Below are 13813 nucleotides of genomic sequence, written 5' to 3'. Positions count from 1 at the left end.
CACGGCGCCAGGTTTACTGGCCGGCACTTTGCCACGAGGCCGTCGATGTACATTGCGATTCAGGGACTGCCGTGCCGAATCCCATTTCATAAGCGGCCCGGAAAAGGTCGACGTCGCGCTCGACTCCCAGTTTTTTCATCGCTCGTTGTTTCTGCGCGCTTATCGTCTGCTTGGTGCGGCGCATCTGCGTCGCAATTTCGTTGATCGACATGCCTGCGACGTAAAGCCGCAATACTTCCGCCTCACGCTTGGTGAGACTCGTGCCAGACATCGTGTCCGGCATGTATTCGGACGCCGCGGCGTGCGCCAGGTTTTGCGCACCGGGCGAATAATAGGCGGCGCCGGCGAATACCGTATGAATGGCGGTGATCAGATGGCCGATGTCATCCACCTTGTTGAGCACCGACCGGATGCCGATCCTCGCGATCTCCGAAACGATCGCGGGACTGATGCCGGCCGTCAGCACCATGATCTTCAGTAGCGGAAAGCGTCGACGCAACAGCGCGAGCATGCTGAGGCCGTCGCCGTACTCGCCGCCCGGCATCGCATAGTCGGTCATCAGCACGTCGCACGGACTACGCTCGAGCAACTCGATCAGCTCGGTCGAATTACGGGCTGTACCTATCACCTGGATAGTCGGGATATCGGAGAGTACGTGCTGTACCCCGTACAGCAGAACCGGGTGATCGTCGGCAATGGCCAGGCGAATCTTCAAACTATTCATGATGACGTTGCGTTCGATAAAAATCCGGTAGCCCAGACCAATGAATGCGGGCACCGTGTTGCGATTCTTTGGGCTGCGCCCGATTTCGGATACCGAACCGGATGCGTCGGAGGGCGATCTGAAGAGCGACGTGCGCACCGGCGTCGCAACGAATTGGCATGCTGCGCCGCGTATCGAAGACGCTGCGGCGCGCCGATACCGCCGGGACGGTCGGCACGTACCGCGAACTTTCGCGGCGAGCGGTTGCGGGGACGCGGAGCTGCTGCCGACACGATCAATCACAAGACACTGAAACTGCTCGCAAGCATGACGATCGCGGGTAGAGGGCGTGTGGACGAGTACGTAGCGCATCCGGAGCGAAACGTCCCTATGGTGCCGTATTCCCGTGTCGAAGGGAACCACGTACGGTCGAATTGCGCGTTTTCTGCAATTGCCGCACCGTCGGCAGGGCGTCGGCAGCCGGCAGGCCGGTGCAGTCCGCGATTGCGATGCCGGCCCAACCGCCCGCAAGCCGCAGTCGTGTTGCGACCCCTTGAGAATCATACTGGTCAGATCGCTCCAGCGCGTTTCTGCGATGAGTCAGATTTAACGTCCGGATTTCTAAACTTAGACTGACTGGCGGTCGTTTTGCATAGGTGTGTCCGCCACTCGGACACGGCATGTGTCGATGAGCGATTCATCGGCTCTATCGAGTGCAGGGGTTCGATGTGAGAGCAAATGATGTCCACGAGCTGCCGGCGCTGCTGGCGTTTATCGACTTCGGGTATGCCAGGCGATACAACGGGTTTCGTCCGGAGCCGATCGGCGACGTCGCAGCGTTCATTTCGGAAAGATCCGACGGAATGTGCGCGAAGCGCTGGTTGCTGCGCGAAGCATTTCTCGATTCCGACGATTATCGTTGCGTGGCCGACGTGCTGCGACGAAGCGAAACGTACGGAATGGTGTCGTTCCTTCTTTGCCACGATGGCAAGCTCGGCGCAGTAGTCCCCAAGTATGGGCTCTCCGCCGCGCATTTCCGCCGCGTTTTCAGGAGCGCGCTCGGGATGCCGCCGAAGACCGCGCTGAAGGCATGGCGTCTGGCGCGTGCGGTGCTGGCGATTATCGAGCGCAGGGGGGCGATTACGGAAGTGGCGATGGACCTCGGCTATGCGTCTCCGTCCCACTTGTCCAGCGACTTTCGAGCCGCGATGGGACTGAGCCTAACTCGGTTGCTGGACCTGAGCGACCGACAACAAGGAAGATCAAGTGAAGCGAAAGGCAATATTCATTCTGTGCTGCCTGGCGATGATGATGAGTCAGCCGGCGTCGGCGTCGCCGAGCGAGGAGGGTAGCGAGACCGGCGAGCCCCGGCACGGCTACGTCGCGCGCAAGGAGAGCCTGCGCTCGGTATTCGAAGCCATCTCGAGCAGGACCGGTACGCCGATTATCGTCAGCAAGGCGGCAGCGGCGAAGAAAATGACGGGCAACTTCGACCTGACGAATCCGCAGAGCGTGCAGCTTCTGAGCCGGCAGTTCGCGCTGATCAATTTCTACGACGGCCATACCATCTACGTTTACGACGCGAGCGAAACCAAGAATGCGTTGATCACGCTTCGGAACGCGTCGCCGTCGGCCGTTACGAATTTTCTCAAGCAGGCGAATCTGTACGACGCGCGCTATCCGGTTCGAAGCAACCACGCCAGCACGCTATACGTGTCCGGACCGCCGATCTACGTCGATCTGGTCGTGCAAATGGCGAATTCGCTCGACCAGGAAACGGCATCGATCGACGAGAAGCGCGTAGAAATCATCAAGGTTCACAACACGTTCGTCATCGATCGAACGTTCACGCGTCGCACCGGCGACGTGGTCATTCCCGGCATTGCGACGCTAGTCCAGAGAGCGATCGGCGAAGAGAATGCAATTGTGGAGACGAAGCGGCTCGATGCATCGGCTTCGAAAGAGGCGGTGAACCCGGCCGCGGCCGACGGCACCATGCCCGCTCTAGACGCGGCGATCGGACCGCCTCCGACGAGGCCGAGCGGGGCCGTTCAAACTTCGTCGTCCCACGGCGTACGCATCGTCGCCTATCCCGAAACGAACAGTCTGATGGTGAAGGGCACTCCCGAGCAGGTGAAGTTCGTGCGGCAGCTCGTCCAGGCGCTCGACGAGGAGAAGCGTCATATCGAACTGGCGTTGTGGATCATCGACCTCGAGCGCGAGGCGCTCGATCAGTTGGGCGTGAACTGGCGCGGCACCGTGTCGCTCGGCGGCATGTCCGCGAGCCTGAATATGAACAACAACACGTCGCTGTCGACTGTCGGCGGCACCGAATTCATTGCATCAGTGACAGCACTTGCTCGCGACCGGCGCGCGCAGATCGTGTCGCGTCCCGTGGTGCTAACGCAGGAAAATACGCCGGCAGTCTTCGACAGCAGCCAGACCTTCTACGCGAAGCTGGTCGGCGAGCGTGCGGTCGATCTGAAGGAAGTGACATACGGCACGATGGTGAACGTGGTCCCGCGCTTCAATGCGAAGGACGATATCGAGCTCGCGCTGAACATCGAGGACGGCAGCGCGAAATCGAGCAACGTGGACCAGGATCCGATGCCGACCGTGAACCGTACCAAGATCAGCACGGTCGCACGGGTTCCGAAAGGCAAGAGTCTGCTGGTGGGCGGATACACGCGCGGCGAGACAGGCGACGTGGTCGAGAAGATTCCGGGCCTCGGAAGCCTTCCGTTCATCGGTGGCCTGTTCCGCTTCAAGACGGAGGTGAATCGCGACACCGTACGAGTGTTTTTGATCAGCCCGCGCGAGATAACCGACGGATTGGATACGGACTTCAGGACCATCGACCAGGATGCGGATTTTGGGTCCATGATCCGCCGCGCTGACAGGACGGCCGACGTGGTCGCGCAGTAGCAGGGAACTCGATGGCATCGATCAACGGTACGTCGTTCGGCAGTCATGTGGGCAGCATCCAGACGCGGATGCTGACGGAGGCGCGGCACAAGGATGCTCGTCAGGCGGCGAGCGAGCGGTCGCCGACACCGGACATCGACGAACTGGAGAATCCGGACGATCTGTCGCCGGCAGCGCTCCATCAGAGAGTGGCCGACCTTGCAAGCCACATGGGCAGCATCATGACGCAGTTTCACCGACGCCGCGACTTCGAGCGAAAGCGCAGCGGCGAAAGTGATGGTCTCGACCGCGTGCTGGATGAAGAGGTGGAGCCGAAGGCCGAAAAGCTCTTTCAGATCGTCACGACGCAACGTCCGTCTGCAATCGGGCTCTTTCAACAGGCGATGAAGCTGTTTCCCGATGAGAGCGACTTGTACGCGGTATTGAAGCAGCTGCTGAAACGCAAACAGCTGACGCGCGCGCAGCGCAGCCTGCTGCAGAGCGTCCTGGAGGAAGTCGAGCAGCGTGCGAATCCGAAAGCGCTGAAGGGCGGATTCAACTGTGCACTCAAGGCGAGGCTGTTCGGCAAGCGGCTGCAGATCCGGCCGGCACTGCTTCGGCTGACGTATCGGAACTTCCTCGAATGCGACGGCGCGGTGCTCGATCAGTATGAGGCGTGGATCGGAACATACGGACACGAGCATCGCCACGCGGTGATGCGGTTCGTCGGCGAGTCGTTGTCGACCGACATTCACGCATCCGATCCGAGCTGCAGTGTCGTCGAATTCGGCTACCTGATCGGGCATGTGAAAAAACTGCAGCGTCTGCAGGCCGCGGACGAACAATTTGTCGCGGCGCTGCTGTCGCGCGCGCTGCTTGCGGGCGCGGGGGCGCCGGCGCAGCACGACGTCGGCGAAGAGGAGCTGTGGCTGCTGATGCTGTGCAGTTTCCTTCGCGCGGAGCACAGCGTGGGCGCGATCGTGGCGAACATCGTATGGCACCGCGCGGAGCGGCTGTCGAATCGCGAGCGATCGATACTGATCGAGGCGTTGAGACGAGCCTATCGAGCCCTCCCTGACGACTTGTTCGTCGAGCAGCGGGATGCGGATGAAGTGAAAAATGAATTCGATCGCATGATGGACGTGGCGTATCAGGATGAGCTGCGCATGATCCGGTCGGAGAAGTGAAACGGGATAGCGGATGTTATCAACCTTATTGAAGGCCTCGAAATCGAGGCCGGAGCTGATCATCGTCGCGCTGATGGTTACGATCATCGCGATGCTGATCGTGCCCTTGCCGATAGTGCTGGTCGATTTTCTGATCGCGCTGAACATCGTGATCGCGATCCTGTTGTTCATGGGCTCGTTCTATGCGGAGCGAATTCTCAGCTTTTCGACGTTTCCGACGATCCTGCTGATCACGACGCTGTTTCGGCTGGCGCTGTCCATCAGTACAAGCCGGCTGATCCTGACGGAGGCGGACGCGGGCGAAATCATCGCGACGTTCGGCCGGTTCGTGATCGGCGACAGTCTTGTGGTCGGCTTCGTGATTTTCTCGATCGTCACGATCGTTCAGTTCATCGTGATCACGAAGGGCTCGGAGCGCGTGGCGGAAGTGGCGGCCCGTTTCTCGCTGGACGGGATGCCGGGCAAGCAGATGAGTATCGACGCCGATCTGCGCGCCGGTGTCATCGACGGCGACGCGGCCAAGGAGCGGCGCGGCATTCTCGAGCGCGAAAGCCAGCTGTACGGTGCGTTCGACGGGGCGATGAAGTTCATCAAGGGCGACGCGATCGCCGGCATCATCATCATCGTCGTCAACCTGGTCGGCGGCATTGCGGTCGGGATGTCGAGCCACGGGATGACGATGTCCGCAGCGATGTCGACGTACACGATGCTGACCATCGGCGACGGCCTGGTGACGCAGATCCCCGCGCTGCTGATTTCCATCAGCGCCGGCTTCATCGTGACCCGTATCAACGGCGACGACATGAACCTCGGGCGGAACATCATCCGCCAGACGGTGGGCGTTCCGGCTGCCGTGGTCATGACGGCGGTGATCGGCGCGCTGGTCGGACTGGTACCCGGCTTTCCGGTGTGGGCGTTCCTGATGCTGTCGGGCGTTCTCGCGCTCGTCGTTTACTTCGGACGCAAGCGCGGCTCAGGCGGCGAAAGCACCGGCACCAAGTCAGACGAGGCGGCCAGAGCTGCGACGCCGGATGCGGACGGCATCATCGAAGACCTGGACAGCGTTGGTCCCGAGACGGTGCGATTCATGCTGCTCGTGGGCGCCGATCAGGCCGAGTGGTATCAGCGGCGCAAGATCGGGCAGCGCGTACGAAGTCAGTTCTTTCTCGATTACGGCGTCAAGTTGCCGGACATCGCGATCAAGGCGTCCGACAAGATGGAACCCGATCACGTCGGTTTCCTGATCAACGAGATCAACTGCGGGCTCGTGCACATCCGGCCGGAACGACTGCGCATCGTGTCGGCTCCGGACGAATTCGCGGATCTGGATATCGATGTCGAGTCGTATGCGCTGAGCGAATTCGAGTCGAGCTACTGGGTGCCGCGGGAAGAGCGGGACCGTCTCGCGGAGATGGGCGTCGTTGTGCGAAGCGCGGAGGACGAGCTTTACAAGTGCATCGTGCCTTTGCTCGTCAAGCTCGTACCGGAGTTCTTCGGCATTCAGGAAACCAAGCTGATGCTCGATCACGTCGAGAAGAATGCGCCGGACCTGACGAAGGAAGTTTCGCGCAGCATGAGCGTGCAGAAGATCTCGGAAGTGCTGCAGCGCTTGCTGGCAGAGCGGATCTCGATCCGCAACATGAAACTGATCCTTGAGGCACTGGCGCAGTGGGGGCCGAGGGAAAAGGACGTGATTGCGCTTGTCGAGCACGTGCGGGCCGCGATGGCGCGGTATATCAGCGACAAGTTCTCGATCGGCGGACGGCTGCGGGTGATCATGGTTTCGCCGGAGACAGAAGAGGTGTTTCGAAAGGGCGTGCGGCAAAACTCGAGCGGCGCATTTCTCAATCTGGACCCGGCGTCGAGCGAGGAAATCATCGATCGGCTGGGGGTGCTGTTCGGCGAGCTACCGCTATCGCAGAAGGACGTCGTGCTTCTCACGGCTGCCGACGTCAGACGCTTTGTGAAGCGTCTCGTCGAAAACAAGTTTCCCGATCTCGACGTGATTTCGTTTGGCGAACTCACGAGTAGCGCATCGGTGAGCGTCGTCCGGTCGATCTGATCGGGGTCGACGTGTCGACAAATTCTATAAGGAGGTTTTCATGCAAGGCAATGATATCGGTACGATCGTCCGCGCAGCGTTGAACGAAGCCGGTTGCGATTCGAACCTGATCGACGATCTCGACCCACGGGCGACTGTCGAGATCGCGCTGAAGGACACACCGACGATCTACATCGGTTACAAGAACGATGACGAAAGCAGCGTGATGATCTGGTCGTCGCTTTGCGATTATCACGAGAGCGTGGTCCGCGCGGGATCACAGCGTTTTCTCGAAGAGTTGATGAAGGGCGTGTCCTTTTCCGTAAGCGAGCAGCTGGTGTTCCGCGAAGCGGCTGGGGAACTGCAGGTTTCCGCCGAGATTCGGCCGGACGTGCTGGAGAGTCCCGTCGAAATGGCGTCGGCGATCCAGGAATTCTTCGATTCGCTCGTGCAGTTCGTGGAGATCGCGAAGCAATGATGCCGCTGCGTGTCGTCAACCGGTTGACGCACCCGACGCGGATGACGGGACCGATCATCGAGGCACCGTTGAATCGAGCGTTCATCGGCGAAGTGTGCGAAATCCGGCGCCATTGGCGCGATACGGACGCCGTCGCACGAGCCCAGGTCATCGGATTTCGGCAGGATGCCGCGGTGCTGAGTCTGCTCGGGAGCGCGGCGGGATGCTCGCGGGAGTCGGTGCTCGTGCCGACCGGCCGGCCGTTGACGGTCCGGCTTGGCGACGACTTGCTCGGCGCCGTCGTCGACTCGACCGGTCGGATCGTCGGCCGGATTGCCGACGCGCGACCCGAACGTGCAGCCGACACGTGGGCGGCGCTCGAGGCGCCACCGCCTTCGATCGACAATCGCTTGCCGATACGCACGCGCTTTCTTACCGGGGTGCGCGCCATCGACGGGTTGATGACGTGCGGCATCGGACAGCGCGTCGGCATCTTCGCCGAAGCCGGAACCGGCAAGACGACGCTGTCGAAGATGCTGATCGATCACGCGTCGGCGGACGTCAGCGTGATCGGACTGATCGGCGAGCGTGGCCGCGAAGTGACGGAACTCGTTGAAGAGCTCTCGACCTTTGCACGCCGCGAGCGGACCGTCATCGTCTTCTCGACGTCGGACGCGCCGGCGGTCGACCGTTGCAATGCGGCCCTGCTTGCGACGACGGTGGCCGAGTATTTCCGCGATCGCGGGATGAACGTGCTGCTGCTGCAGGATTCGTTGACGCGGTACGCGCGTGCGCTGCGGGACGTCGCATTGGCGGCGGGCGAAGCGCCTGCGCGCCGCGGCTATCCGGCGTCGGTGTTCGAAGCGCTTCCGCGTCTTCTGGAGCGACCGGGCGCTACGGCGAGCGGGAGCATTACGGCGTTCTACACGGTGCTGCTGGAGAGCGACGAGGAGGCCGACCCGATGGCCGAAGAGATTCGCTCGATTCTCGACGGGCATTTGCATCTGAGCCGGCGGCTCGCATCGGCGAATCACTATCCGGCGATCGACGTGCGGCGCAGTCTCAGTCGCGTCGCGTCGCAAATATGCGACGCGAAGCATGTGCACGCGGCCGGGCGCATCCGGACCAAGATGGCGCGGATGGACGACCTGCAGATGCTGGTCGATCTCGGCGAGTATCGCCGCGGTGAAAGTGCCGACGACGATGCGCTGCTCGCTTTGCGCCCGCAGCTCGACGCATGGTTGCGCCAGCGCCACGACGAGCGCTGCGAGGAAGCGGAAATGCTGAGAGGGCTCCATGTACTCGCCGGCTAAGTATCGTCAGTTGATCGGCATGTGCGAGCGCCGCAAGTCGGCGGCCGAGCGCCGGCTGCTGACTGTTCGCCGCGAGCGGCAGGCGATCGACGCTGAACGCGACCGGCTGCAGCGCACGATCGATCTGATCGTCGAATCGGGCCGCGTTGCAGCGCTCGACGAGCGCGTGGTCGATCGCGGCGGGCTATACGACTGGCTGCGCAGAGGCGCGTCGTTGCGTCACCGGACGCAGATGCTGCGGGTCGAGCTCGAACAGAACGACGGACGGGCAAGCGACTGCGATCGTCGCATCGATGCCCATCTCGAAGCTTGCCGCGTAGCGGAAAACAAGCGCGAGCGCTACGCAGACGCGCATCGGAAGGTCAATGCGCGGATTCGGCGCATGCAGCTCAATGCCGAGGAATCTGAACTGGAAGAGCGGAAATCATGGTTGACGTAATCAGAAGCGGTGACGCGCTAGCGCATCCGTCCGTCGAGCGACCGATTGTGCGCTCGATCGAGTCATCTTTCCGGGCAGCGAACCCGACGGTGGACGACGTGCCGGACGATTTTTCAAACGGCGATATGTCCGACGACGACACGTCGTCGGCTGTCGACCGCAAATGGCGTGATCGTGCCACGTCGCGTGAGGGCGTTGTGGCGGCGCAGGACGGCGGCATCAGCGATGTGGCGCCGCAACGCGAGGAGTTGCACGGCGGTGTGCTGGGCAACGCGCGGTCCGACGATGTCAATGCCGAATTGGGCCGAAGCAGACATGACGGAGGCGCGTCAGAAAATGAGGCGGCAGGCGGCGGCACGGAGCCGGGTCGGCATGCAGCTGCGAGCGGCGCAACGACACGGTCGGCTGCGCCGACGCGACTGCAGATTGGTGAAGATCGGCTGTCCGGCTCGGATTCGACGGTCGATGAGCAGACGTCGTTCGAGTTTGTCGAGCAGCGTGAGTCGCGAACGTCGAAAGTGAAAGAAGGCCGCGAGAATGCGCTGCCGAACGGCGACGACGGTACGACTGCACCGTCCGTCCTGGAACGCGGCCGGCAGATGGACGAGCAGCGTCGCCACGAACCTGCGCAGCAACGGATGCAGTCGTGGATCGAACAGCGCGAAATGCTCGACGCCGGCGACGGCGCGCAAGGCCCGCGCGAGTTTGTGTACCGGTTCGAATCGTGGGGGGCCGGTCATACGGTTCGTATCGTGCAGGATCCTCGCGAGCGCGACAGGTTTACGTTGATTCCGTCGAGCAGTTTCGTGGGCGAGCAACTCGACCGCCGTCGTCAGCCGCTGCGCAAGCTGAGCGTCGAGCGCCCGCTGTCAAGCGACGGCTGGCTGCTGGCCGATTCGCCGCACGGCGCGCCGGCCGATACGGGTGATATGGAGGAGACGACATGACCCTCGCGCGCATCAGGCGAACTACCCGCGACGCGTTGAGCATGCGGCAATTGCTGGACGCATGGACGCGCCGCGATGTGGCTTGGCGTCATGAGCCGCCGCCGGCCGGCGATACGTTGGCGATCGTGGATGCCCATTGCGACGATCGCCGCTGGAGCGGCTATATCGATCTCGATGCCTGGCTGGAGCGCGCAGCACCGCAGATCGCAGCCCTCGCGCGGTGCGGCCGGCGCGGTATGGAACACGCGATGCGGTTGTTCAATGCGCACGACCGGCCGATCGACGTGCCCGCGTCGTTGTACGAATTGTCGTACCACCGCATGACCGTGCGGATGCCCACGGACACGGATGCGGCACCGCCGTCGGTGGTCGCGGTCGACTTCGCGCATGGACCGCTATGGCTGACCGGGCTGCCTGCGGCAATGCCGGACCATGCATCGACGTTGTCGCGATGGGCACGCTCGCTGCCCGTATCGCTCGAGTTTCGGCTCGGCGCCAGCCGGCTGCGGCGCGAGCTGGTCCGATCGGTCCGCCCGGGCGACCTGCTGCTGATTATCGAGCCGCGCCACGTCGTCTGCGTCGAAGGACGCGTACTGGGCGCTTTCAGGATTGACGAAAAAGGACTGCACATCATGAATACCGACCGCAACGACAATCAGGACGTTCGAGCACCCGACGGAGACGGCGTCGTACCGATCGACGTGTCGGATCTGCCGATCCGCATCGATTTCGTGCTGCATCGCTGCACGACCAGTGTGTCGGACGTCGACGCATTCGCGCACGGCACGTTCCTGCCGCTGGCTGCCGACGCAGAGCGGCGGGTCGAGATCACGACCGGCGGCACGGTGCTCGCCGTGGGCGAGCTCGTCGAACTCGACGGGCGGCTGGGCGTCGAGATCCATCAGGTTGCGAGGGCGCGCCGCGATGGATAACCATATCGCCATGATCGGCCTGCTGGCCTTCGTTTCGTTGCTGCCGTTCGTGTTGGCGGCAGGCACGTGTTATCTCAAGTTCTCGATCGTATTCGTCATCGTGCGAAATGCGATCGGCCTGCAGCAGGTACCGTCGAACCTGGTTCTGAACGCGGTCGCGCTGATGATGTCGATTTTCGTGATGATGCCGGTGGGTAAGGCCATCTACGATCAGCAGCTCGACAACCCGGTCGATTTCACCAGTCGCGAATCGGTTCAGCAGTTTGTCGACGGTGGACTGGGCGGCTACCGGCAGTACTTGCAGCGCTATAGCGATCCGGAACTGACCGCGTTCTTCCAGAAGATCCAGGTCGATCGCGCCGTTGACGCGGATCACGCGGCCGACGCATCCGACGAAGAACCCGCGATTGCCGCACTGCTGCCGGCCTATGCGCTCAGCGAGATCAAGAGTGCGTTCAAGATCGGCTTCTACATTTATCTGCCGTTCATCATTGTCGACCTCGTCGTGTCGAGCGTGCTGCTTGCGCTCGGGATGATGATGATGAGCCCGGTCGTGATATCGGTACCGATCAAACTGATTCTGTTCGTGTCGCTCGACGGCTGGTCGATCCTGAGCAAGGGGCTGGTCAAGCAGTATCTCGATCTGGGAGGGGCATGATGGGTGATGTTGCTTACGCATCCAACAAGGGGTTGTATATCACGCTGATGCTGATCGTCGGGCCCGTCGCGGTGGCGACTATCGTCGGTCTCGTCGTCGGTCTTATCCAGACCGTCACGCAGCTCCAGGAACAGACGCTCTCTTTCGGCGTCAAGGTGCTCGCAGTGAGTCTGTGCCTGTTCCTGCTGGCGGGATGGTACGGCGAAGTGATGCTGGCCTTCAGTCGCGAGATGATCGGGCTTGCGCTGGGATAGATGACCGATGAACGTAGCCCTGCTTTTCGACGTGCACGGCTGGCTGCTCGCGGCGGCGCTCGGTTTCGCACGGATCGGTCCGATCTTTTTCATGCTGCCGTTCCTCGACAACAACGTGCTCACCGGCAGCGCACGCAACGCCGTGATCGTGATCGTCGCGCTGGGCTTCTGGCCGCCTCCGCTGAACACCGTTATCGAACTCGGCACGCTGCCGTATCTGGCAGCGGTCGCGCAGGAGCTGACGATCGGCGCGGTGCTCGGCGCGTTGCTCGCATGGCCATTCTGGGTGTTTCACGCGGCCGGCAGCCTGATCGACAACCAGCGCGGCGCGACTTTCAGCAGCTCGGTCGACCCGGCCAACGGCATCGATACGTCGGAGCTTGCGAACTTCCTTAACCTGTTTGTCGGTGCGGTCTATTTGCACAACGGCGGCCTCGACGTGTTCGTTCGCGCGATCGACGGCAGCTATCGCCTCTGCGATCCGTTGCAGGGCTGCGCGCTCGAATGGACGGCGGCTACGCAGATCATCGACGCCGTCATCGTCAAGGCCGTCGTCGTCGCGAGCCCGGTTATCGCGTTGCTTTTCTTATGCGAGATGTCGTTAGGTCTGCTCGGGCGCTTTACGCCGCAGATGAATCCGTTCTCGGTGTCGATGACCGTAAAGAGCGTCGTGGTGTTCGGCATGCTGCTGATCTACATGTCGCCGTTGTTCTCCGGCGAAATCATCGCGCTCAGTCCGACGCTCGACGATATTCGCGCCTTTTTGAAGACTGGGTAACGTATGTCGGCACAGAGCAAAACCGAAGAAGCAACACCGAAAAAGCGGCGGGATTCTGCCGAGCGCGGGCAGATCCTCAAGGCGCGCGACGCGGTCGTCGCATGCGTGATGCTGTGCGGCGTTTTCGTCGTATCGAAGATGAGCCTGCATGAGATCGGTGCCGTGATGATCGACATGATGCAAAACGGGTTCGACGTCGATACGTCCAGCTATGTGAAATCGTTGCTGGTCGCGTGCCTGAAGGTCGTGGCGCCGGTGCTGCTGGTCTGCATCCTCGCGGCTGCGGTGCCGTCGCTGATGCAGAGCAAGTTCGTGCTCGCGACGAAGGCGCTCAAGATCAACTTCGAAGCACTCAACCCGGTTCGCGGTTTCAAGAAGATCTTCAACCTGAGAACGGTCAAGGATTTCGTCAAGTCGCTGCTGTACCTCGTGGTGTTTTCGGTGGCGGTATCGATCGTATGGGTACGAAACAAGGAGAAGCTGCTCGCCCAATTTTATTCCGACCTCCATGGTGTCGTCGGGCTATGGAAAGACCTGATGGTCGATCTCGTCTTGACGTGTCTCGGATGTGCGCTCGTGATCCTGATTCTCGACGTACTCGTGGAAATGCTGATTCACCGCAAGGAGCTGCGAATGGCGAAGGAGGAGGTCAAGCGCGAGCGCAAGGAAAACGAAGGCTCGCCGGAGATCAAGGGCAGGCGTAAGGAAATGCATCAGGAGCTGCTGTCGGAGCAGGACAAGCACGACATCCAGAACTCGAAAATGATCATTGCGAACCCAACGCACGTGGCGGTCGGCATCTACTTCAATCCGTCGCATCTGCCGTATCCGCTCGTGTCCATCAGCGAACGGAATCAGCGGGCGCTCGCGGTACGGCGCTATGCGGAGAAGATCGGCGTGCCCGTCATCGTCGACGTTCCGCTTGCGCGCCAGATCTACAAGTCGCACAAGCGCTACGAGATAGTGAGTTTGGACGTACTTGAGCCGGTCGTACGGCTGATGGTATGGCTGCGCGACGTCGAGCTGGCTACGGCGGGCGACACGGACGATCACGCTTCGACGCAAGCACAGGCACGTGCGGACGAAGCGCCGGAATCGAAGGACGAGAGCGTGACGCAGACCGAAGCGAATGGAAGTTCGGGCCGCGGCGAAAAAAGCGCCGAAAAGGCAGTTGAAAAATGAGCCGGTGAGCGTTTTTTT

Annotated in this window: 14 protein-coding genes; 13 read left to right on the top strand and 1 reads right to left on the bottom strand. The window is 61.6% G+C overall.

All coding sequences use genetic code 11. From position 1 onward, the window contains the following. Nucleotides 1-13: 13 nt before the first annotated feature. Nucleotides 14-862: a response regulator gene (locus BUB20358_RS09835; RefSeq protein WP_223296962.1), complete on the bottom strand. Its 849-nt coding sequence runs from the start codon at nt 860-862 to the stop codon at nt 14-16. A 554-nt stretch (nt 863-1416) separates the two neighbouring features. On the opposite strand from BUB20358_RS09835, the gene BUB20358_RS09830 reads away from it, so the two are divergent. The 13 genes from BUB20358_RS09830 to BUB20358_RS09770 are packed head-to-tail and all read left to right on the top strand — an operon-like array spanning nt 1417 to nt 13795. Beyond that, complete coding sequence (locus tag BUB20358_RS09830; RefSeq protein ID WP_052688604.1) at nt 1417-2055, top strand: helix-turn-helix domain-containing protein; 639 nt, start codon at nt 1417-1419, stop codon at nt 2053-2055. Continuing rightward, complete coding sequence (gene sctC / locus BUB20358_RS09825; protein ID WP_006766934.1) at nt 1970-3628, top strand: type III secretion system outer membrane ring subunit SctC; 1659 nt, start codon at nt 1970-1972, stop codon at nt 3626-3628. Before BUB20358_RS09830 ends, sctC begins: the two co-directional genes overlap by 86 nt. A gap of 11 nt (nt 3629-3639) precedes the next feature. Further along, a complete protein-coding gene (gene sctW / locus BUB20358_RS09820) occupies nt 3640-4794 on the top strand; it encodes a type III secretion system gatekeeper subunit SctW (protein WP_006766935.1) in 1155 nt (384 codons plus the stop codon). A 13-nt stretch (nt 4795-4807) separates the two neighbouring features. Further along, a complete protein-coding gene (locus tag BUB20358_RS09815) occupies nt 4808-6856 on the top strand; it encodes an EscV/YscV/HrcV family type III secretion system export apparatus protein (protein ID WP_006766936.1) in 2049 nt (682 codons plus the stop codon). A gap of 40 nt (nt 6857-6896) precedes the next feature. Then, entirely contained in the window at nt 6897-7313 is a 417-nt protein-coding gene (locus tag BUB20358_RS09810) for an InvB/SpaK family type III secretion system chaperone (RefSeq protein ID WP_006766937.1), read from the top strand. Beyond that, nucleotides 7310-8605 carry a type III secretion system ATPase SctN gene (gene sctN, locus BUB20358_RS09805; RefSeq protein WP_035975032.1) on the top strand — a complete coding sequence of 432 codons (1296 nt, stop codon included), beginning with the start codon at nt 7310-7312 and terminating at the stop codon, nt 8603-8605. Before BUB20358_RS09810 ends, sctN begins: the two co-directional genes overlap by 4 nt. Continuing rightward, a complete protein-coding gene (locus BUB20358_RS09800; protein WP_006766939.1) occupies nt 8589-9044 on the top strand; it encodes a SpaM family type III secretion system protein in 456 nt (151 codons plus the stop codon). Before sctN ends, BUB20358_RS09800 begins: the two co-directional genes overlap by 17 nt. Beyond that, a complete protein-coding gene (locus BUB20358_RS09795) occupies nt 9032-9991 on the top strand; it encodes a SpaN/EivJ family type III secretion system needle length determinant (RefSeq protein WP_006766940.1) in 960 nt (319 codons plus the stop codon). The genes BUB20358_RS09800 and BUB20358_RS09795 overlap by 13 nt, the downstream gene beginning before the upstream one ends. Next, complete coding sequence (locus tag BUB20358_RS09790; RefSeq protein WP_006766941.1) at nt 9988-10923, top strand: FliM/FliN family flagellar motor switch protein; 936 nt, start codon at nt 9988-9990, stop codon at nt 10921-10923. Before BUB20358_RS09795 ends, BUB20358_RS09790 begins: the two co-directional genes overlap by 4 nt. Then, nucleotides 10916-11581 carry an EscR/YscR/HrcR family type III secretion system export apparatus protein gene (locus BUB20358_RS09785; RefSeq protein WP_035975042.1) on the top strand — a complete coding sequence of 222 codons (666 nt, stop codon included), beginning with the start codon at nt 10916-10918 and terminating at the stop codon, nt 11579-11581. Before BUB20358_RS09790 ends, BUB20358_RS09785 begins: the two co-directional genes overlap by 8 nt. After that, the gene (locus BUB20358_RS09780) at nt 11578-11835 is read left to right on the top strand and encodes an EscS/YscS/HrcS family type III secretion system export apparatus protein (protein WP_302477222.1); all 258 of its coding nucleotides are present in this window, start codon (nt 11578-11580) and stop codon (nt 11833-11835) included. Before BUB20358_RS09785 ends, BUB20358_RS09780 begins: the two co-directional genes overlap by 4 nt. Before the next feature lie 7 nt (nt 11836-11842). Continuing rightward, nucleotides 11843-12613: a type III secretion system export apparatus subunit SctT gene (sctT, locus tag BUB20358_RS09775; protein ID WP_006766944.1), complete on the top strand. Its 771-nt coding sequence runs from the start codon at nt 11843-11845 to the stop codon at nt 12611-12613. A gap of 3 nt (nt 12614-12616) precedes the next feature. Then, on the top strand, nt 12617-13795 hold the full coding sequence (locus BUB20358_RS09770) for an EscU/YscU/HrcU family type III secretion system export apparatus switch protein (RefSeq protein WP_006766945.1): 1179 nt from the start codon (nt 12617-12619) through the stop codon (nt 13793-13795). Nucleotides 13796-13813 lie beyond the last annotated feature (18 nt).

This window comes from Burkholderia dolosa (genome assembly GCF_902499135.1).
Classification (GTDB): domain Bacteria; phylum Pseudomonadota; class Gammaproteobacteria; order Burkholderiales; family Burkholderiaceae; genus Burkholderia; species Burkholderia dolosa.
This window is presented reverse-complemented; position numbering and strand designations above follow the sequence as displayed.